The 21,091-nt window shown below is 41.4% G+C and carries 26 protein-coding genes and 1 riboswitch; of the genes, 2 read left to right on the plus strand and 24 right to left on the minus strand.

What is annotated here, in order from left to right:
• Positions 1-42: 42 nt before the first annotated feature.
• Positions 43-184, minus strand: a riboswitch (FMN riboswitch).
• A gap of 113 nt (positions 185-297) precedes the next feature.
• The 3 genes from NST09_RS10800 to NST09_RS10810 form a co-directional block, all read right to left on the minus strand.
• Positions 298-642, minus strand: a complete 345-nt coding sequence (locus NST09_RS10800) for a hypothetical protein (RefSeq protein WP_008344451.1) — start codon at positions 640-642, stop codon at positions 298-300.
• A 234-nt stretch (positions 643-876) separates the two neighbouring features.
• The gene (locus NST09_RS10805) at positions 877-1,113 is read right to left on the minus strand and encodes a DUF2164 domain-containing protein (protein WP_008344450.1); all 237 of its coding nucleotides are present in this window, start codon (positions 1,111-1,113) and stop codon (positions 877-879) included.
• Between the two features lie 200 nt (positions 1,114-1,313).
• Positions 1,314-1,895, minus strand: a complete 582-nt coding sequence (locus NST09_RS10810; RefSeq protein ID WP_017359789.1) for a TetR/AcrR family transcriptional regulator — start codon at positions 1,893-1,895, stop codon at positions 1,314-1,316.
• 239 nt (positions 1,896-2,134) lie between these two features.
• Here NST09_RS10810 and NST09_RS10815 point away from each other — a divergent pair, with 239 nt between their 5' ends.
• Positions 2,135-3,397: an MFS transporter gene (locus NST09_RS10815; protein ID WP_060781161.1), complete on the plus strand. Its 1,263-nt coding sequence runs from the start codon at positions 2,135-2,137 to the stop codon at positions 3,395-3,397.
• A 30-nt stretch (positions 3,398-3,427) separates the two neighbouring features.
• On the opposite strand, the gene NST09_RS10820 is transcribed toward NST09_RS10815, so the two are convergent.
• Positions 3,428-3,865, minus strand: coding sequence for a peptidylprolyl isomerase (locus NST09_RS10820; RefSeq protein WP_007501040.1), 438 nt, complete (start codon positions 3,863-3,865; stop codon positions 3,428-3,430).
• A gap of 321 nt (positions 3,866-4,186) precedes the next feature.
• Between NST09_RS10820 and NST09_RS10825 the strand changes: the two genes are divergently transcribed.
• Positions 4,187-5,071 (plus strand): DUF1002 domain-containing protein, encoded by an 885-nt coding sequence (locus NST09_RS10825; protein ID WP_060781162.1) that lies wholly within the window; start codon positions 4,187-4,189, stop codon positions 5,069-5,071.
• Between the two features lie 40 nt (positions 5,072-5,111).
• On the opposite strand, the gene lysA is transcribed toward NST09_RS10825, so the two are convergent.
• From lysA to NST09_RS10925, 20 genes are all read right to left on the minus strand, one after another.
• Positions 5,112-6,437, minus strand: coding sequence for a diaminopimelate decarboxylase (gene lysA, locus NST09_RS10830; protein WP_060781163.1), 1,326 nt, complete (start codon positions 6,435-6,437; stop codon positions 5,112-5,114).
• 115 nt (positions 6,438-6,552) lie between these two features.
• The gene (locus tag NST09_RS10835; protein ID WP_007501043.1) at positions 6,553-8,025 is read right to left on the minus strand and encodes a spore germination protein; all 1,473 of its coding nucleotides are present in this window, start codon (positions 8,023-8,025) and stop codon (positions 6,553-6,555) included.
• Positions 7,979-8,587: a stage V sporulation protein AE gene (locus tag NST09_RS10840; protein ID WP_007501044.1), complete on the minus strand. Its 609-nt coding sequence runs from the start codon at positions 8,585-8,587 to the stop codon at positions 7,979-7,981. The genes NST09_RS10835 and NST09_RS10840 overlap by 47 nt, the downstream gene beginning before the upstream one ends.
• Before the next feature lie 6 nt (positions 8,588-8,593).
• Positions 8,594-8,944, minus strand: coding sequence for a stage V sporulation protein AE (spoVAE, locus tag NST09_RS10845; RefSeq protein WP_007501045.1), 351 nt, complete (start codon positions 8,942-8,944; stop codon positions 8,594-8,596).
• Positions 8,944-9,960 (minus strand): stage V sporulation protein AD, encoded by a 1,017-nt coding sequence (spoVAD, locus tag NST09_RS10850; protein WP_008344437.1) that lies wholly within the window; start codon positions 9,958-9,960, stop codon positions 8,944-8,946. The genes spoVAE and spoVAD overlap by 1 nt, the downstream gene beginning before the upstream one ends.
• A gap of 12 nt (positions 9,961-9,972) precedes the next feature.
• A complete protein-coding gene (spoVAC, locus tag NST09_RS10855; RefSeq protein ID WP_019743094.1) occupies positions 9,973-10,425 on the minus strand; it encodes a stage V sporulation protein AC in 453 nt (150 codons plus the stop codon).
• 20 nt (positions 10,426-10,445) lie between these two features.
• Positions 10,446-10,862, minus strand: coding sequence for a stage V sporulation protein AB (locus NST09_RS10860; RefSeq protein ID WP_007501049.1), 417 nt, complete (start codon positions 10,860-10,862; stop codon positions 10,446-10,448).
• Positions 10,852-11,472, minus strand: coding sequence for a stage V sporulation protein AA (locus NST09_RS10865; RefSeq protein ID WP_008344433.1), 621 nt, complete (start codon positions 11,470-11,472; stop codon positions 10,852-10,854). The genes NST09_RS10860 and NST09_RS10865 overlap by 11 nt, the downstream gene beginning before the upstream one ends.
• A 114-nt stretch (positions 11,473-11,586) precedes the next feature.
• Entirely contained in the window at positions 11,587-12,354 is a 768-nt protein-coding gene (gene sigF / locus NST09_RS10870; RefSeq protein ID WP_007501051.1) for an RNA polymerase sporulation sigma factor SigF, read from the minus strand.
• A 12-nt stretch (positions 12,355-12,366) separates the two neighbouring features.
• Positions 12,367-12,807, minus strand: a complete 441-nt coding sequence (gene spoIIAB / locus NST09_RS10875; RefSeq protein WP_007501052.1) for an anti-sigma F factor — start codon at positions 12,805-12,807, stop codon at positions 12,367-12,369.
• Complete coding sequence (spoIIAA, locus tag NST09_RS10880; protein WP_008344431.1) at positions 12,804-13,157, minus strand: anti-sigma F factor antagonist; 354 nt, start codon at positions 13,155-13,157, stop codon at positions 12,804-12,806. Before spoIIAA ends, spoIIAB begins: the two co-directional genes overlap by 4 nt.
• Positions 13,158-13,314: 157 nt before the next feature.
• On the minus strand, positions 13,315-14,517 hold the full coding sequence (locus NST09_RS10885; RefSeq protein ID WP_089374163.1) for a D-alanyl-D-alanine carboxypeptidase family protein: 1,203 nt from the start codon (positions 14,515-14,517) through the stop codon (positions 13,315-13,317).
• 111 nt (positions 14,518-14,628) lie between these two features.
• Complete coding sequence (locus tag NST09_RS10890) at positions 14,629-15,441, minus strand: purine-nucleoside phosphorylase (protein WP_019743098.1); 813 nt, start codon at positions 15,439-15,441, stop codon at positions 14,629-14,631.
• A gap of 11 nt (positions 15,442-15,452) precedes the next feature.
• On the minus strand, positions 15,453-16,637 hold the full coding sequence (deoB, locus tag NST09_RS10895) for a phosphopentomutase (protein ID WP_017357920.1): 1,185 nt from the start codon (positions 16,635-16,637) through the stop codon (positions 15,453-15,455).
• Positions 16,638-16,790: 153 nt separating this feature from the next.
• A complete protein-coding gene (xerD, locus tag NST09_RS10900; RefSeq protein WP_007501057.1) occupies positions 16,791-17,681 on the minus strand; it encodes a site-specific tyrosine recombinase XerD in 891 nt (296 codons plus the stop codon).
• Between the two features lie 6 nt (positions 17,682-17,687).
• Entirely contained in the window at positions 17,688-17,915 is a 228-nt protein-coding gene (locus NST09_RS10905) for a YqzK family protein (RefSeq protein ID WP_008344420.1), read from the minus strand.
• Between the two features lie 117 nt (positions 17,916-18,032).
• The gene (gene fur / locus NST09_RS10910) at positions 18,033-18,485 is read right to left on the minus strand and encodes a ferric iron uptake transcriptional regulator (protein ID WP_003215577.1); all 453 of its coding nucleotides are present in this window, start codon (positions 18,483-18,485) and stop codon (positions 18,033-18,035) included.
• Positions 18,486-18,606: 121 nt separating this feature from the next.
• Positions 18,607-19,251, minus strand: a complete 645-nt coding sequence (spoIIM, locus tag NST09_RS10915) for a stage II sporulation protein M (RefSeq protein WP_008344417.1) — start codon at positions 19,249-19,251, stop codon at positions 18,607-18,609.
• A gap of 115 nt (positions 19,252-19,366) precedes the next feature.
• On the minus strand, positions 19,367-20,497 hold the full coding sequence (locus NST09_RS10920) for a S8 family peptidase (RefSeq protein ID WP_008344415.1): 1,131 nt from the start codon (positions 20,495-20,497) through the stop codon (positions 19,367-19,369).
• A 111-nt stretch (positions 20,498-20,608) separates the two neighbouring features.
• On the minus strand, positions 20,609-20,830 hold the full coding sequence (locus tag NST09_RS10925; RefSeq protein ID WP_008344413.1) for a hypothetical protein: 222 nt from the start codon (positions 20,828-20,830) through the stop codon (positions 20,609-20,611).
• Between the last annotated feature and the right edge of the window lie 261 nt (positions 20,831-21,091).

Below are 21,091 nucleotides of genomic sequence, written 5' to 3' on the forward strand. Positions count from 1 at the left end.
AAACTATGATCAACACATATTTTTTGTTCATACATAGCTTTCGTTATCCTTCTCCCATCCAGACTTTCACTGTCGGCTTCAGCTTCTCACTGAATCAACCGTTAATAAATTAACGGGTCACGGGCTGTAAAGCATTTGCTTTATTACCGTCGGTCGGGATTTTCACCCTGCCCCGAAGGATACAATCGATATTTAGCTGTCCTTAGGGGCTATTATAGCGATCCTTGTGGTCAAATGCAACAATCAAGATTTATTCACTTATTCATAAAAAAGCCTCCCTATAGGAAAGGAGACTTGTTAATTGACGACTTTTACTACTTTTATAAGACCGTCTATTCTTTTTTCATTACTAAAGTATGCTTTAATACGATCGCCTTTTTTCAGATCGGCCACATCATCTTCAAATTTCTTCCCGTTAAAAATGATTTTCGTGCCATTTTTGGCTTGACCGTAATACTCATCACCATCAATTTTTGTAATGGTATATTCATAGATTGTGTAATCTTTGTCATTATTTGTTAAGCTTTCGCCAATGGCTGTTGGCACATCTTCAATTTTCATGCCATTCATGTATAAATAACCTGCGCCTAAACAAAGCAGTAAAACAAATAAGATTGCGATTTTTAATTTGATTTTCCCCATATTTAGAACCTCCATCATCTGCACTTCGCCTATTTGTATGTTCTATTCCTTCTTTTGATGAAATAAAACCAAAAAAGCTGATTTTCATTAATGGTTACTTATATAACGATTCAAATGGACTTTTGGTTCCACCTTTTCATCATTACATATGATACGAATATGCGTTCTTTATTAAGGGGGTCTTTTTTCCTCTTTATCTGTTAGCAGGGTAAACAAGAAAGACGAGCTTTTTGATTATATTCTTTTCTCTAATGCGAATAGATCTTCCTCTAACAATTGAGATCTTTGAACAGCGATATTTCGGCTGTCACGAACCCCTTGATTATAATAGTAGCTTCCAAGATGTTTTGTGATAAATTCTAATAGATTGATGGCTGCTAATTCACCAATCTCCTCTTCTCGTTCTTCGGCAAAGTAACGTTGAATAGCAATCATCATCTGGTTTTTTTCTTCTTTTGTTAATGGTTTCAAAGTATCTCCTGCTTTCTTTCAGCATGATCACACGCTTTTTAGATGTGCACTTCCACTTATTTTTAGAGCTACATATGGTGACACTCACGAATACGAATGTTTGTTCTCTTATCATATCACAAAAACGTGTCCATCACACCCTAAAAGAAAAAGCGTGTTTTAATCAATGGATCAAAATACGCTTTCTTTATATAGACTATTTATTTCAATATGGATAGGATCGTCGCTACAGAATGATCTACAAATGAACGCTCTGGGCGAGATTTCATGAGAACTGTAAGTCCAATAAAAGAAACAACCAGCGCCTGTGCTAAGGCTTTGGCATTCAGACTGCTTTCGAGCTCACCCGAGCGAATACCTTGTACAATTTTTTCTTCAAAAATGACCGAAAGATACATCTGATGCTCTCTTGTGAGAATTTCAAACTTCTCTTCGTGTGGGGCAAGCTCGACTATTGTATTGATGCAGAAGCACCCTTTACTCGGCCCATGTCCATATTCCTCTTCTACTAATTCAGCAAATAATGTATGAAATGCTTCCTTTACAGATAGATTGTTTTGAAGTTTTGTTCGAATGTGGGCAGCATGCTGAGTTGTATATTTGCGTAATGCTGCTTCAAACAATTCCTCTTTATCACCGAACGCTGAGTATAAGCTTGGCCGCTGTATTCCCATTTTTGCAGTTAAGTCGCTTAATGTAGTCGCTCTGTACCCCTTCTCCCAAAAAAGCAACAAGGCCTCATCTAACGCTTTTTCCTCATCAAATTCCCGTTGTCGAACCATTATCAACCCTCATTTCTATCATAAAAATCTCTTCACTAAATCAATCATCTATTTCTTATAACGTTTTTTACTCATCGGTATATTATCATTTTATTTTATTGACATATCATTGTCAAATTGACTAGATCTTCACTACATCATCTTGACTTTAAAACGTTTCTCTGGTTATCCTTAACAGGAATCATTTTATACCAATCAGTATATTATACTTTTCAGTACAAAAGGAGCTGCTGACATGCATGAAAAAAGAAAAAATGAATGCCGTTGAACATTCTGATCTGGAAACAACTCATTTACAAATAAACACCCGATCAACGATGACTCGCAATATGGCTCTACTGTTTGCGACAGCCTCCGGGATGGCAGTTGCAAACATATACTTTGCACAGCCATTATTAGACTCTCTCGCATCCGAGTTTGGTATCAGTTATTCATCCATTGGTATGGTCATTACGATTACTCAGCTTTGTTATGCGCTAGGACTGCTACTGATCGTACCACTTGGTGATCTGTTCAACCAACGGCGGCTCATCGTAGCTCAAATGCTAGTTTCCGTGTTATCTCTCATTCTAGTCGGTATCGCCCCTACCGCCACCGTCCTATTCATAGGACTAGCTGCGGTGGGACTGCTTGCTGTAGTCACTCAGGTACTCGTAGCATTCGCAGCGACATGGGCCGCTCCTGAAGAACGTGGCCGCATAGTGGGCTTGGTTCAAAGTGGAATTGTGATTGGTATTCTTCTCGCACGAACGTTTGCTGGTGTACTAACCGATCTCGCCGGCTGGAGATCAGTCTATCTCGTTTCCGGCGTGATGATGCTGATCATTACTGGCGTGTTGTACCGGTATCTTCCGCGTGCTGACAGCAAGAGAGTCTCCATATCCTATGTGAACTTGCTCGCTTCAATGTTTATATTGTTCAGACAAGAACGAATTCTACGTATTCGTGGCGTACTGGGTTTTCTGATCTTTGTTGTGTTTGGCACGCTGTGGACTTCACTTGTGCTGCCTCTCAGCACTACGCCATACAATCTGTCACATACGGCGATTGGTGCATTTGGCCTTGCTGGAGTTGCCGGAGCATTAGGTGCCGCTCGAGCTGGAAGCCTTGCTGATCGAGGCTTAGGACAGTTAACAACGTGCATCGCCCTTGTCCTATTACTCTTTTCATGGTGTTTTATTTTTTTCACTGAATATTCCCTCATTTTATTAATCGTTGGTATCATCATTCTTGACCTATCTGTGCAGGCCGTTCATGTGACCAATCAAAGTATGATTTTCATGGTCCGGCCTGAGGCGAGAAGCCGGCTGACTGCTGCTTATATGATTTTTTATTCCCTCGGCAGTGCGCTCGGTTCTATTGTATCAACTAACATATACGCAAACGCTGGCTGGAATGGGGTATGTCTATTTGGAGCCTCAATCAGCGCCTTAGCCCTTTTATATTGGATGATCACCTACCGCTTCACGGCACAGATCACAGGAACATCAGATGTAAAATAAAAAAACACCGCAATTAAGCGGTGTTTTGGATTAAGCATCGATCACTTCGACTTTTTCCATGCCTTGTCCTTGTTCCATATCAAGAACAGCTTCGATACCAGATGTTACTTTGCCAAAAACAGTGTGAACACCGTTTAAGTGCGGCTGTGGGTCATGTACGATAAAGAATTGGCTGCCGCCAGTATCTTTACCAGCGTGTGCCATTGATAATGAACCTCTCTCGTGCTGATGAGGGTTTCCTTCTGTTTCACATTTAATTGTGTAACCAGGTCCTCCAGTTCCATTACCGTTCGGATCGCCGCCTTGGCTTACGAACCCTGGGATCACGCGGTGGAATTTCAATCCGTCGTAGAAGCCTTCATTCGCTAATTTTTCAAAGTTTGCTACTGTACCTGGAGCAGCCTCTGGGTAAAGTTCAAACTCAATTTTCTTTCCATTCGTTAATTGTATGTATCCTTTTTTCGCCATTTTTCACATTCTCCTTTCAGGTTAAACAACGCTCATTATAGCACATTTTCGGTGATGTTAAACATCCCCTGCTTACCTAATGTGATTTACCTCTTTTGCCATCATTGATAAAATAAAAGAGCTTGATCCTTTTCTCCTAAGGAAATGATCACAGACTGAGCAAATCACTTCATCATATTGGAGGTTTCAAACATCTTTAAAAGAAAATTGAAACGTCAGACTGATTTGTTACGTCTATATGATGGAGTACGATTCAAATCATGTACTCAAAAGATGAGTTTCTCACCATCGAGAAACGCTTTCGACTTGAAGGAGGTCAACATGTTTAAAAAAACAATGCTTGGTATGATGGCAGCGCTCCTTTTACTGATTGGTGCGCCAAAAGTCAGCTTAGCGGATGCAGCTGTCGGCGATGTCATCGTCACACTCGGGCAAGACTTAACACCGGCTGATCGCCAGAAGGTGCTTGACGAGTTGAATCCACCTGAAAATGCGACAAAAATTGAAGTAACCAATAAAGAAGAGCACGAATATTTAGGAAAGTATATCCCTCGTTCTCAAATCGGGACTCGAGCATTATCATCTTCATCCATCACCATTGAAAAATCAGGTGCGGGTCTGACCGTGGATACACATAACATTAAGACCATTACAGATGAGATGTATTTAAATGCTTTAATGACCGCAGGCGTGAAAGATGCAAAGGTTGTCGTGACGGCGCCGTTTGAAGTATCTGGCACAGCAGCACTGACAGGTTTATTAAAAGCCTATGAAGTGTCAAGCGACAAAGCCATTCCCGAAGATGTGAAACAGGTGGCTAACGAAGAGCTTGTAACAACATCTAAATTGGGTGACTCTATTGGAAAAGACAATGCTTCTGCCCTGATTGCAAAAATCAAAGATGACATTGCCAAAAATGGAGTTCCTAAAACAACAAAAGAAGTGGAAGAAAAAGTAGATCAAGCCGCTTCTGATTTGAACTTAAATCTGACGCAGGACCAAAAAGATCAACTTGTCTCTCTCTTCGATAAAATGAAAAATATCAATATCGATTGGAAACAAGTCGGATCTCAAATTGATAAAGCAAAAGACAAGATTACAAAATTCATAGAATCAGATGAAGGGAAAAACCTTCTACAGAAGATTTGGGATTTCTTTGTCTCCATTTGGAATGCGATCGTCTCTGTATTTACTGGTGGAAAATAAATGTCATAGAAAAAGCTGCCTGATGATCAGGCAGCTTTTTTTAAGTCGATGATTTCACTTTTGATTGATAAGGTAAATCCAATTTGACAATGTCCTCATATGTCTCACGCTCAACGACAAGCTGCGCTTCCCCATCTTCTACAAATACTACAGCCGGGCGCGGGATGCGGTTATAGTTGTTTGACATGCTGTAGCCATAAGCTCCTGTACAAAAGACAGCTAACAAGTCTCCCTGTGATAACTCTGGCAGATCAATATCCCAAATGAGCATATCTCCACTCTCGCAGCATTTCCCTGCAATGGACACCGTTTGATCATGCGTTTGGCTCATTTTATTGGCGCTCGCTGCTTCATATTTCGCTTGATATAAAGCAGGTCGAATGTTATCACTCATTCCGCCGTCAATGGCTACATAATCGCGAATTCCAGGTACATGTTTGGATGAGCCGATCGTATAAAGAGTGGTTCCCGCATCTCCAACAAGTGAGCGGCCTGGCTCAATCCAAATTTCAGGCATCTCAAATTCATAGCGGGCTACATTTTCTTTCACCGCTTGAATAATTTTCTCCACGTATTCAGTTGCTGGAAGTGGTTCGTCCTCTTCTGTATAACGGATGCCAAAGCCTCCGCCTAAGTTCAGCACTGTGGAAATAAAGCCAAATGATTCTCTCCATTCATCTAGCTTCAAGAAAATTTTATCTGCCGCAAGGACAAAACCAGCCGTATCAAAAATTTGTGAGCCGATATGACAATGAACACCTAAGAGCTCGATCACTTCTGATTCAAGTACTTGTTTGACTGCTTCGTCTGCTTGTCCATTATGAAGATCAAAACCGAATTTTGAATCTTCTTGACCTGTTGTGATATAGTCATGCGTATGTGCTTCAACACCCGGCGTGATGCGGAGTAGTACTTTCACCTGTTTTGACAGCTCTTGACCAAGCTGTTCAATGAGTGTCATTTCATAGAAATTATCAACGACAATACAGCCAATTCCGTGCTCTAGTGCCATCTTTAATTCTTCTCTGCTTTTGTTGTTACCATGGAAATGAATTTTTTCTACTGGAAACCCGGCACAAATGGCTGTGTGCAGCTCCCCGCCTGAAACGACATCAAGTGATAAGCCTTCTTCTTTTGCCAGCTGGAACATGGCAATAGAAGAAAACGCCTTACTCGCATATGCCACCTGAGCTTTTAGTTCTTCTTCAATAAATGCTTTCTGAAAGCTTTTTGCACGCTCCCGTATTAAAGCCACATCATATACATAAAGTGGTGTCCCATACGTTTCAGCTAAAGAAACGGCATCAACACCACCAATTTCTAAATGTCCGAGTTCATTTTGTCTGCAAGTGCCGTGTAAATACAATGTCATTCCCTCTTTCTCCGCCTCGGCTGAAAAAAGACAGCTGCACAAGCTGCCTTTTGCCGTTTCTCAAAGTTAAAAATACAATATCACAATCTTCAGCCACTTTCAACGAGCGTTAAGAATTTGGCGGAATTTTTGATCTGTTCTGAGGGTGAACGATGCTTGGCCTTACTTTTGAGCCAGGTACAGACGTCCGAATGAGCACTTGCCACAAAGCCTTTCCATTAAAAGGAATGAACGGCCACATATAAGGTGTCTGTAAGGAACGAATGGATGTTAAATAAATAAGTAACAGCGTAAAACCGATGATCAATCCATTCAGCTTAAAGATCGCTACTAGTGCTAATATGATCAGTCGGATGATTTTATTAGCGACACTCAATTCATAACTTGGAGTGGTGAATGTGCCGATGGCTGCTAGCGAGACGTATAATATGACCTCTGGTGTAAATAAACCGACATCAATTGCAATTTGTCCAATTAAAACGGCTGCAATCAAGCCCATGGCAGTCGACAAGGCGGTCGGCGTATGAATCGCCGCCATTCGTAAAAATTCCACCCCAAAATCAGCAAGGAATACTTGGAGAATGACAGGGATATGAGAAGGTTTGTTAAATCCAATATAGCTTAGATTGTCTGGCAGAAGATTCGGTTCTAGAATAAAAAGAAACCAGATCGGCAAAAGAAAAGTAGAACATAAGATGCCTAAAAAACGCACCCATCTTAAAAAAGTCCCAACTGCTGGCGCCTGGCGGTATTCTTCAGCATGTTGAACATGATGAAAAATAGTGGTTGGTGTAATGATGACACTAGGAGATGTATCCGTAATGATGATGACATGCCCTTCTAATATATGGTTAGCGGCTACATCTGGGCGCTCGGTGTATCGCACAAGCGGGAAGGGATTATATCCTTGCTTAATGATAAATTCTTCTATTGTTTTATCAGACATCGTCAGTCCGTCAACTTTAATCCCAGACACTTCTTTTTCGATAATATCAACAAGATCAGGGTCAGCTATGTCTTCAATATAACAAACACAGACGTCCGCTTTAGAACGCTCACCTACTTTAAGCATTTTATATCGCAGTTTTTCATCCCGCACTCTTCTGCGAATGAGTGCTGTGTTCACAATGATATTTTCAACAAAGCCGTCTCTTGCACCTCTGACAACCTTTTCTGTATCCGGTTCCTCCGGCATTCTGCCAGGGTAGCTCCTGACGTCAATAATAAATGCGTAATTTTCACCTTCGACAACGACTGCCACAAGTCCAGACAACACTTGATCCACTGCTTCATCAAGCGTTTCAACTTTTGAGACTTGCTGATTGACAAGACGGTTTTCTACCACACGTGCAAGATCATCTGATTCAGGTTCGTTATCATTGATTTCAATCAGTTCTTTTAATAAATAGATCACATATTGTGTATCACATAATCCATTTACATAGTAAAGCTGGATTTCCTGATCATGGACATAAATTTTCCGAACGCCAAGGTCAAAGCTGAGACCCATCCCGACATTGTCTTTGAAAAAATCTTCATTTTTCTTCGGATCTCGGTACACGTGCACCTTGTCTTTCTTCATGGAAACCGCTCCTTTCTAAAATTAATTCGACTGCCTTCATTGTGATGGGGGACCCTTTGCTTAGATCATCTTTCCGTCCCATCTTGCCAATATCTCCAATGCCGACAACAATCGGAAGCTGTAGTGAATCGAGACAATACACTGTATCTCCACTCATTTTGTGTGGTTCCATTTCTGGAAGTCCATGTTTGTCAACGCCGTATTCTGTCAGTTCACCTTCCCGGTCAATGGAGACATGTACCTTTGTCCATTCCGCTTGATGGGTTTTAGATGCCACTGCAATGGCGCCAATCACTTCAATTTCAGGGTGACGTGCTACGTGCTTCATCGCCGTCTCCCCTGTTCCTTCACCTGTTAAGCCAGAATCATCAAACATGACAAACACTGGGTCATATGGCGTTTTTAAAATCATCTGGACCAGTTCTGGTCCTGTTCGTTTGCTCGGATTCCCTTTTGAGCTGGAAATACATCTTCCGCCGACTTTCTTTGCGACAAGCTCAATCGTTTTGGCAGCATATATATCTCCGTCTGTCACTAAAATGACTTTGCGTCTTTGCCCCATATTAGGTTATCCTTTCGGTTTAAAGATAAGTGCAATGATAAATGAAAATAAAATCGCAGCTGATATTCCAGCAGAGGTTAACTCAAAAATTCCAATTCCAATTCCAATAAATCCGTGGACATCAGCCTGATGCATCGCCCCATGAAGCAAGCTATGACCAAAGCTTACGATAGGGACGGTAGCACCCGCTCCTGCAAATTCAATAAATTTATCATAAATACCAAACCCGTCTAAAATCGTCCCCGCCACAACAAAGGTCGTCATGACATGTGCCGGTGTGAGTTTCAGTACATCAAGTAAAAGCTGGCCGATCACGCAAATCAGTCCGCCTGCAACAAAAGCAATCAAATAATCCATTAGCTTTCTCCTCCTGCACGCTCAAATACAACTCCGTGCGCAATGGTTGGAATGGTCTCTTTTTGCTGAACCATCATTGGGCTGAGAAGCGCCCCGGTTGCCACAACCAATACTCTTTGCAAATTCCCTGCCTTCATTTCTTGAAAGATGTGACTGAATGTCACGACAGCTGAGCAGGCACAGCCGCTGCCTCCAGCGAATACATTTTGATCAGGTGTGTATATGATTAATCCGCAATCATCATGCTTCCGTCCAAGCTGAATGCCATCTTCTTTGAGAAGATCCTTTAAAATAGGCGATCCAATTCCAGATAGATCTCCTGTTAGGATGAGATCATAATCATCTACTGTTCTTCCTAAGTCTTCTAAATGTTGTTTGATTGTGTCTGCCGCTGCAGGCGCCATAGCCGAACCCATATCGAATGGATCTGTAATCCCAAGATCCATCACCCGTCCGACGGTGGCACTTGTAATTTGAATTTGGGAAGGTTCTTGGCTGATGACGACAGCACCGCTCCCTGTCACTGTACTTGTGGCTGTATCGGGTTTTTGCCCGCCATATTCTGTTGGATTACGAAATTGCCGCTCTGCCGTCGCATTGTGACTACTTGTCGCAGCAAGTGCTCTATTGGCAAAGCCACCATCTACTAGCGCTGAGGCAATCGCGACTGATTCCATTGATGTGGAGCAGGCACCAAATAAACAAAGAAACGGGATTTTGAGTTCTCTTGCCACATAGTTGGCAGTCACGTTTTGGTTCAGTAAATCTCCTGCCAGCAGAAGGTCAATATCACTTTTTTGCAAATTCGCTTTTGATAAGGCCATTGATATGGCATCATCCATGAGCTGCCTTTCAGCCATTTCCCAGTTCTTTTGATAACAGTGCATTTCATCATAGGTTTTATCAATGAGATGACCGATTGGGCCTTCTTTTTCTTTCGGTCCTGCAGCTGTTCCTTCCGCATTCACATAAAGCTTGTGTTCAAATACCCAAGATTGCTTACCTGTTAGTTTCACGTTTTATTCCTCCTACGAAAACATCTTTTCCAAGACGTATCGAATAATCCCTACGACATATGCCGAGACGACACCAAACACAATAACGTTCCCAGCCAGTTTAAACATGTTGGTCGCTACACCTAACACAAGCCCTTCACTTTTATGCTCAAGAGCCGCACTTGTCATGCTATTTGCAAATCCTGTCACCGGGACAGCTGATCCCGCTCCAGCAAACTGGCCGATTTTATCGTAAATACCAATACCAGTTAAAATAGCAGAAATTAAAATAAGGGTCGCCACCGTTGGATTCCCTGCTGTCTTCTCATTAAAATCAAAAAAAGTAATATAGAAATTTTGCAATCCCTCGCCTATCGCACAAATCAAACCGCCGACAAGAAAAGCCTTGATGCAGTTCAGTACATAAGGAGGTTTCGGCTGATACGTTTTCACTTTAGATGGATAGTTCTCTTTTAAACTTGACACGTGTTGTTCCCTCCACATTTTTAAATATAAATAAGCCAATGAAATAGCGAGCCAAACACCTTTCCTAAGACGATGGCCATGAGCAGCAGCACTATTTTCCCGTCCATTCCAATTCTTTTCGTTAAGATAGGAAGTACATTTAACACTTCAGTGAGTGCGGCTGCAAGCATGCCGACAAAAATGCCAGATAAAAGACCGATCGGAAGCGCTAGCCATTTGGATAAATGCAAATGGACTTGACTTAAAGTAGCCCAGCCGCCAACGACCGCTCCACTTATCACGGCAGCCTCATATCCTTGAATGAAACGCTGCGTTTTCGTTAATTGCATTAATCGAGGGATAATACCAAGCACTGTGAGAAACGCCACAAATCCTGCCCCTACCGTTAAACCGCCGCCGAGCCCAACAAGCACCACAAAAAGCCATTTACCGATCATGGATATCTTTCAATGTTTCTTTGTTTTCATTGAGTGCGACATAATGATCAAGATCGAGCTGATATTTAAACATTTCCACTTCAAGCGGACTTGGCTCTTCGTTTAAACGCTTTTTAAACACATGATTGAAAAATAAAATCATGCCAAAACCGAGTCCAAAGCTATATGGAATTTGTAATAAATAAGGATGCTCAACCGTGTTTCCAGTAATCATCTCGTAAAGGCGGATATGAACAAGCCGCATACTAACATCCTCATGGAAATTCATGATGGCAAGGGCCGCTCCGACAAATAAGAGGAGCCATACAAACACGAATAATACGGGCGACAGTTGGCGTTTACCTGTGTCTATTTCAACAATGGCTTCTGAGCCTCCGACCGTTTGAATGTCGATGTCAGGCCACGCTTTTTTGATCGTTTTGACCACATGCATGATATCTAACACAACGATGTGACGATCCTTTTTACTGACATGGTATATCGGCATTTTGCTCAGCTTTTGCACAGCACTGTCATCTCCAGTGATTTGGGCAATATCCTCTAAATAAATAAGCTGATCATTACCAGTCTTAATCCGATGGCGCAGCCGAATAAAGATTTGTCCGTCCATCCAAGTCACTTCCTATACGATGGGTTAAAAATAGTATGTGGTGAAAAATGGTTCTCATACTGAAAGAACTTAATTTACCGGTAATTACCACACAAAAAAAGCCAGCCAAATTGGCTAGCTGTCTTTTTGATCCATTTGCATTTGGATTTGTTTTAAAATCTTCTTTTCAAGCCGTGAGACTTGCACTTGGGAAATTCCGAGTCTTTCTGCTACTTCTGATTGTGTTTGGTCTTTATAATACCTTAAATAGACAATCAGTTTCTCACGCTCTTCTAATTCTTTAATCGCCTCTTTTAGCGCAATTTTATCAAACCATCTTTCTTCTGAATGATCGGCAATTTGATCGAGCAACGTAATCGGATCGCCGTCATTTTCATACACGGTTTCATGAATAGATGATGGTGAGCGGACCGCTTCTTGAGCGAGGACAACATCCTCAGGTGTGATGTCCAGATATTCAGCGATTTCCTGAACAGTCGGCATTCGTCCATGAGATTTAGACAATTCGTCCCTTGCCCGCCTAATTTTATTTCCAAGTTCCTTTAAGGACCTGCTGACTTTGACGGTTCCATCATCACGAATGAAACGCTGAATTTCACCAATGATCATTGGAACGGCATAGGTCGAAAACTTCACATCATAAGACAAATCAAATTTATCAACAGATTTCAGCAGGCCAATACAGCCTATTTGGAACAGATCATCTGGTTCATATCCTCTATTTAAAAAGCGCTGAACAACGGACCAAACAAGACGCATGTTTTTTTCTACGAGGAGGTCTCTTGCTTGTTGATCTCCGTCTTGGCTTTTTTTGATGAGCTGTTTCACTTCATCATTAGACAGCTGTGCTTTTTTTGCTTGCTTTTTTACCTCCACATCCATATGAGCAGCTCCTTAATTACAAAGCGCTTTGCTTTTTGATAGATGCTTTGTTAAGCGGATTGTTGTGCCCATTTCTGGAGATGAGTCCACCATGACATCATCCATAAAGTTCTCCATGATCGTAAAACCCATCCCGGAACGCTCTAAGTCTGGTTTCGTCGTAAAAAGCGGCTGCCTTGCTTCCTCAAGATCTGAAATGCCCATACCTTCATCTCGAATCGTCAGATACACAATATGGTCATCCAGCGTGACGCTAATGTGTACCTTGCCGTCTGGATTCCCGTCATACCCGTGAATGATTGAGTTCGTGACCGCCTCTGATACAACGGTTTTGATTTCTGTTAGCTCATCTAATGTTGGATCGAGCTGAGCGATGAATGCTGCCACCGTTACTCTCGCAAAGGATTCGTTTTGACTTAAAGCAGAAAAAGTCAGATTCATTTCATTTGTCATGATGCCACCCCCAATGTTTGCAGCGCAGTTTGCTCTGAAGGCTCCATACGAATAATTTTAAACAAGCCGGACATATCAAATAAACGGTTCACCGCTGGCGAGATCGCACAGACGACCATTTCACCGCCAAGTTGTTTAATTTCTTTGTATCTTCCTAAAATCACTCCGAGGCCAGAGCTGTCCATAAACGATAAATCAGCTAAATTCAGCACGATGTGGCGAATGTCCTCTGTTTCCAAATAATTCGTCACCTTTTGTCTCAATGTCTCTGCGGAGTGATGATCAAGCTCCCCTGTCAACCGAATGCAAAGTACGCTCTCTTTTATTTGAAAATCAATACCAAGGCTCATCTTTTCTTCCTCCTTGCTCTATTTTCGGATAAAGAATGTTTCTCTTTCTTCACATGCAAATCCTTCACCATGACAAAACTAGTGATCATTCGTCACATTTAGATGTTCTTTTCGTTCATAGCAAAAAAGACTGCCAGTTGCAGCAGTCTTTCACCTTTTACTTCCATTTAACAAATTCGGCCATCGCCCGTTTGAAGAACGTCCAAACACCGGCTTTTTCCATATCTTCTTTCGCTTCAACAGGACTTTCATGAAGCACTTTTCCATCTTTTTTCAAGATGATGGTGCCAAGTTTCGTTCCTTTTGAAAATGGGGCTGTGACATCTTGAGATAATTTAATTTCTTTTTTGATCTGATCGACATTTTCACCTTTTTTCGTTAGAAGAGAGATCGGTTCTGACGTGACAAGCTGAATTTTTTTCTTTTTCCCTTTGCTCACTTTGATCTCTGCTACGTCTTGACCACGCTTGTACAGAGGATGCGTTGTATATTGACTAAAGGCGTAATCCAGCATTTTGACGACTTGGGCATTTCTGTCTTTTGGTGTACTTGCGCCGAATACAACAGCAATGACGCGCATGTTCCCTTTTTTAGCGGATGCCGTTAGACAGTATTTTGCCTCGCCTGTAAACCCTGTTTTCACCCCATCCACACCTGGATAAAATTTAATGAGACGGTTTGTATTCACAAGCCAGAATTTTTTATCCGTGTTCTGACGAAGATAGTCTTCGTATACACCTGTGAACTTGGTGATCTCTTCATATTTCAACAGCTCTTTTGCCATTTTTGCCATATCATGAGCCGTGCTGTAATGATCTTTTTCAGGAAGTCCTGTTGGATTTTGAAAGACCGTTGAGGTGAGCCCAAGCTCTTTTGCCTTTTTGTTCATTTGCTCAACAAACTGTTCTTCAGATCCAGCAATATGTTCTGCCATGGCAACTGAAGCATCGTTTCCTGACGCAATCGCAATGCCTTTTAGCATGTCTTTAACCGTCATTTCTTCTCCCGGTTCAAGGAAAATTTGTGAGCCTCCCATAGATGCTGCATGATCGCTCGTTCTTACTTTATCAGTCATTTTTAATTTCCCTTGATCCATCGCTTCCATGATGAGAAGCATCGTCATGATTTTGGTCATACTTGCAGGGGCAAGCTTTTCATCACTGTTTTTGTTGTAAAGCACTTTTCCCGTGTCACGTTCCATTAAAATCGCTGATTTGGCTTCATGCGCCAATTCTGATGTTTGTTTTTCTCCTGGCTTTTCAATCTTTTCTTTTGCCATCGCTGATGGTGAAACCATTGAGATAAGGATCATTAAAGTAAACAATGCACATATATGACGTTTCAAGTGGCAGACCTCCATTATCGTAATCCTTTCTATTTTTTCCTCATAAAGGCTGTTTTATTCAGAGATCGTTTGATTGCCATAAAAAAAAGCCCTCTGTTTCATGAACAGAAGGCTTTTTCACACGATCTATGAGAGTTGTTTGACAACTTCTTTCACTAAATCAAGGAAACTTGCTTTCACTTTTTCCGTCACTTCGATCACTTCATCATGAGAAAGCGGCTGATCTAAAATACCTGAAGCCGCATTAGAGATGCATGAAATACCAAGTACTTTTATGCCTGCATGACGTGCTACAATCACTTCTGGCACAGTCGACATACCGACTGCATCAGCGCCAAGCGTTCTGAGGAAACGAACCTCTGCCGGCGTTTCATATGAAGGACCTGTCATTCCTGCATAAACCCCTTGCTGCACAGATATGCCTAAATGTTTAGCCGTTTTCTCTGCAAGTGCCAACAAATCTTTATCATACGGTGCAGACATATCAGGGAAACGAACCCCTTGACTGTCGTTTGGTCCAATTAACGGATTGGTCCCCATCATATTGATATGATCTGTAATCAGCATGAGATCGCCAGGATGGAAGGATGTATTCACACCGCCCGCTGCATTTGTCACAATACATGTCTCAATGCCGATTTCTTTCATCACACGGACAGGAAATGTCACCTGCTTCATATCATACCCTTCATAGTAATGGAAACGTCCTTGCATGGCACAAACGACCGTGCCTTTCAGCGTTCCAATGACGAGCTGGCCTGCATGCCCTTCTACTGTTGAAACAGGGAATCCAGGAATATCTTCATATTTCAATTTGATTGGATTTTCAATCTCATCGGCTAAAATGCCGAGACCTGAACCTAAAATCAATCCAACTGTTGGTACATATGTCGATGCTTGTTTAATATATGCCGCCGCTTCTGAAAACTGTGCTCCCACGCGATTTCCCCCTATTTGAGTTGAGATAAAAAGCTTGTTCCGTATTTTGGCAGCGTTGATTTAAAATTATCTGCTACCGTTGCCCCAAGATCAGCAAATGTTTTCGCTGTTGGCAGCTCATTCGCTTCTTGATGCTTTTTGCTGTAAGCAATAAGCGGAACGTATTCTCTTGTATGATCTGTTCCGTGATGAACCGGGTCATTTCCGTGATCTGCTGTGATCACAAGCAGATCATCCTCTTTTAATAGATCAAACACTTCAGGTAGACGTGCGTCAAATTCCTCTAGTGCCTTACCGTAGCCTTCTGGATCTCTTCTATGCCCATAAAGCGCATCAAAGTCGACAAGATTTAAGAAGCTCAGCCCAGTAAAGTCTGTTTTCAGCGTCTCCACTAGCTTGTCCATTCCATCCATGTTGGATTTCGTTCTGAGTGAAGAGGTGATTCCTTCACCATCATAAATATCAGAGATTTTTCCGATCGCAATGACATCAAGTCCATCATCTTTCAATTCATTCATGACGGTACGGTCGAATGGTTTTAATGCATAGTCATGACGATTTGGTGTTCTGACAAATGCCCCCGGCTCCCCGACAAATGGACGAGCGATGATGCGCCCTACCATATATTTTTCATCTAAAGTCAGTTCACGTGCGATTTCGCAAATGCGGTAAAGTTCGTCTAATGGCACAACTTCTTCGTGTGCAGCAATTTGCAGCACAGAATCTGCTGAAGTATAAACGATTAAATCGCCTGTTTTCATGTGCTCTTCGCCAAGCTCATCCAGAATTTCTGTACCAGACGCTGGTTTATTTCCAATGATTCCGCGCCCTGTTTTTTCTTTTAATTCATTTAACAGTTCATCTGGAAAGCCGTCTGGAAAGACTTTAAATGGTGTGTCGATGTAAAGACCCATGATTTCCCAATGTCCTGTCATTGTGTCTTTCCCATTGGATGCTTCTTGCATTTTTCCATAATACGCAAGCGGTTTTTCGTCCGCTGGAATTCCTTTAATTTCTTTAATATGACTTAGCCCAAGCTTCGCCATATTCGGCATATGAAGCCCGTTCATTTTTTCAGCAATATGTCCAAGTGTATCTGCACCTACATCATTAAAATCAGCAGCATCAGGTGCTTCCCCGATTCCTACTGAATCCATCACAATGAGGAAAATACGTTTATACTGATAATCAGGCATAAAAAAGCGCCTCCTTCAATATTCTTGTCCTTTCACCTTTCACAACTGGAGAGGTCAGACATCTCAAGTATAAACCGTTTTCAAGTCAATTGACAACCATAAACGGTCCAAACATAAAAAAGCATGATACACGTTCACCGTGCCATGCTTTACTTATGCCCTTGGATGGAATTTGTGATACACGTCTTTTAATCTTGTTTTTGTGACATGTGTGTAAATTTGTGTAGTAGAAATATCGGCATGTCCGAGCATTTCCTGTACGGCTCTAAGATCCGCACCGTTTTCAAGCAAATGTGTCGCAAATGAATGTCTGAGCGTATGAGGCGTCAATTCTTTTTGAATACCTGCTTCTATGGCTCGTTTCTTTAAGTTCTTCCAAAAGCCCTGCCGCGACATTTTTTTTCCGTGATGATTCAGAAATAAGGCATCGGCCGGCTGTTTTTTGAGCAGCTTGTTTCTTCCTTTTTCTATATACACTTCAATCGCACTTGCAGCAGCTTCACCAATAGGCACAATCCGCTCTTTTCTTCCTTTTCCAAAACAGCGGATAAACCCCATGGTCAGATGCACATCCGCAAGAGTCAGATCAAGCATTTCACTTACACGAATACCTGTTGCATATAAAAGTTCGAGCATGGCTTTGTCACGGTAGTCAAATGGTGTTTGCTGCTTAGGTGTATCGAGCAGCTTTTCTACCTCATCTAATGATAGAACTTTCGGTAATTTCCGCTCTGTTTTTTGTGATTCAATGTTCCATGACGGGTCATCTGTTGTCACTTTTTCACGGAGCAAAAATTGATGAAAGGAGCGTATCGATGATAGATGACGGACGGACGTTTTACTCGATTTCCCCTCGTCTTTTAACTGTTTTAAATAATGAATAATATGAAGGCGTGTGACGTCTTTTACATCTGTCAATTGTTCATGCGTCATTAAAAAAGACAAATAGTTCTGTAAATCTCTTTTATAAGAGACAATGGTATTTTCAGAGAGTCCTCTCTCTACTGTCATAAAATGAATAAAGTCGGATAATTGATCCTTCAATGGTTTCTACTCCCCGTTTTGATAAAAATAAATCAATCGATCCTGCCAGCTGTCTTGTTTCGGCTGATCCATTTCCATCACTTTTATCGCTGCACCTTCTGGTTTATCATAACGATGATAGCTTTCATATTCTGAATTTATCCATATCATAGCATAATAGAACAGGACGGTAAAACCAGTGAACAAGATAAATACTTTCATTACTTCCCCTGTTGTTTTGAGCCATTTTCGCATGTTCTTCATGTCCTTTCTCGTGTTCTCATTACTTCAGCATATGCCAGGTGGGACAAGGAATATACAGCGAACATGCAAAAAACCTTTTCATCTTGAATGAAAAGGTTCCAATTCGGATTATTTGCCGGATTCATCATCATGACACCGGTGGCAAATACCATGGAATGTCAATCTATGATCCTTAATTTTAAATTTCCAGTCGCGTTCAATAATCTCTTCAACATCTTCTAATAAATCATCTTCTATCTCATCGACTGTCCCGCATTCCATGCAGACAAGATGGTGATGGAAGTGAGCGGCTCCTTCTTTGCGAAGATCATATCGCGAAACGCCGTCTCCAAAGTTAATTTTATCAACAACTTTCAGTTCAGTAAGCAATTCTAACGTCCGATAAACAGTAGCAAGACCAATTTCAGGAGACTTCTCTTTTACGAGGAGGTATACATCTTCTGCACTTAAATGGTCTTCTTCATTCTCAAGCAGTACTCTTACTGTTGCTTCACGCTGTGGCGTGAGCTTATAGCTGGAAGAATGAAGCTGTTTCTTAATTCGATCAATCCGATTTTCCATTGACTTTCCCTCCTACGCCACATTACTTGATCATTATATCAAATGATGTGCAGAGAGCCAACTATAATCATTTTAAATTGATAAATAAATTGATTATTATTTAATAACGATTATAAAATCATCAAAACAGAACACCTGCCAGCTTTTTCATCAGCATGAATGATAAGTATGATTCAAAAAAGGACGAAAGAGCAGCGAGGGTTAAAATCATCAGTAGAACAGAAGCATACCGGCCAAACCAATGGATTGGCGCTTGACTGATGGTTTTTTTCATAAAAAGCTGACCAATTAAACGAATGGAGAACGCAATCGCACAAGTTCCGATCACTAAATACGCTGGAATGAGCAAGATATTTTGAGGAAGCACCGAGACAAAAGATAGAAAAAAACCGCTAAGCCCCATTTGATTGACCAAAAAACCGACAGTAAACCCAACTACAATCCCTTTTAAAAAAATCATAAGAAAAATAAGCGGCAGGCCAATGATGGAAATTCCGAGTATCCACATGAGGCCCAAATATTTCATATGATGTAAAAAGCTTTGCAAAAACATTTCTTTTGATTCTGCTGCTTTCTCATTCGTCAGTTGACCAAAAAATTGATTTAAATAGTAGAATAAATCCTCTTTCTGACTCATTGTCATACTATTGACGATAATGGCTCCAAAAATGACGCCCATTAAAAATAGTACAGAAACAAACAAATAAATCGATACATGATCTTTCACGTGCTGAAGAAGATGTTCTTTCCAAGACTTTTTCCGCATGCGCCTTCCTCCCAAATAGTAAAGGTTACTAGATTCTATGAGAGAGCAGACGAAACATGACAGTTTTATAAAAAGAAAAACGAGAAAGCAGCTGTACACCGCTCTCTCGTTTCCTTTATCGTGCAGCTTTTTGTACGTTCACAAGCCCAGCGCCATAATAAAAAGGTTCGCCAAGTTTTGTTGCCGTTTTTGTCAGCCTTTCACGCAATTCATCATTTGTCAGATTCGGATGTTTTGATAGAATGACTGCCGCAGCACCAGCTACATGAGGTGATGCCATAGACGTTCCACTCTTATATCCATATTCGTTATGAGGAATGGTACTTAATGTTGAAACACCTGGTGCTGATACTTCCACTTCTTCCCCAACAGAGGAATCAAAGGCTCTTTGCTTTCGTTGATCCACAGATGCGACTGCCATGACAGAGCTGTATTTGGCCGGGTAATCTATCGTATTAAGTGACCCGTAGCTCCCAGCATTTCCTGCAGATGCGACAATGAGAATCCCGTTGTCATAAGCTCGATCTACCGCTTCTTTCAGCGCCTCCGATTCACTTGCTCCCCCCATACTAATATTGATAACATCCATCTCATTCTCAATCGCCCATTCAATGCCTTTAATGATCCAGCTATAGTAGCCGTCACCATTTTCATCTGCCACTTTCACCGCATAGATCGAAGCTTTTGGTGCCACACCAACGACGCCTACTTTATTATCTAATGCTGCGATCGTGCCTGCAACGTGAGTTCCGTGTTCATGCGGGTCAACGAGCGGATCGGACTCTGTTGGAACAAAGCTGACACCACCAGTTACATGTAAATCTTCATGCTTGCCGTCGATTCCACTGTCAAGAACAGCTACTTTGACATTCTGTCCGGCATATCCTCGTTTATGTACCTTTTGTGCTTTGATGCTTTTGATGCCATAAGGAACGCTTTGACCGCTTGTTTTTGCTTTTTGGTCTTCCTCAATAAAAGTAACTTCTTTTGCTTGATGTAGTTTTTCTTTTGATGCTTCGTTCAACGAAACTTTCATCATATCTATTTTCTCTATTGATTCTTTCACATGACCGCCGGCTTTTTCAACAAGCTGTTTTTGTGTTTTGTCTTGAACGGAAGAAGAAAAACCGATCATATACTCTTTTTTTGCTTGATCCTTTGCAGATACATCTGATGCGCCGAATGTCATCGATGCCAGTAGCATACTTGCCATACAAAGCCCTGCTCCAAATGATTTGACCTTCACGATACCCACTCTCCCTTTCATTTCTTTTTGTCATTTAACTACATTTTTAGACAAAAAGAAACGACCGTTTGTCCTATTTTTTAAAATTTTTCCAATTATTTGATCTACTTGTCACAAAAAAGCAAAATAAAAATGCTTATGATCCTGTTCATAGCGATCATAAGCATTCCTACCTTTATGTTTTTTCATCATATGCTGCAAGGCTTCTTGTTTTGTTTTTGTCTTTCTTTCGTGTGTACTAAAATGCGGCATATTTCCTCTCGATTGTTCTGGATTTCGGCTGTGCTGTCTTTGAAGGTGTTCTCTCTTTTTCTTTGCTTTGCTTTTTCCCATTTCGCAAAACCCCTTTCGTTGTCGTTATGATACATGAAAGCACCTAAAAAAGATAGACGTATACACGTCTATCTCAAATTGTTGACAAAAGGCTAAAATGTACTTGATTTTAGCCTTTTGTCTTCTTTTCAGCGTGATAGAAAACCTTTGCAGTCTAGGAAGGACAGCTACTTTCACGGAGCGAATTTGACATTCGTGAGCACCGGAGCGCAGGACTGACAAAGAATGCGAGGGTTTGTCTACACGCTGAGATAGACGTAT

The organism is Bacillus sp. FSL W7-1346, assembly GCF_038593335.1.
Taxonomy (GTDB): domain Bacteria; phylum Bacillota; class Bacilli; order Bacillales; family Bacillaceae; genus Bacillus; species Bacillus altitudinis.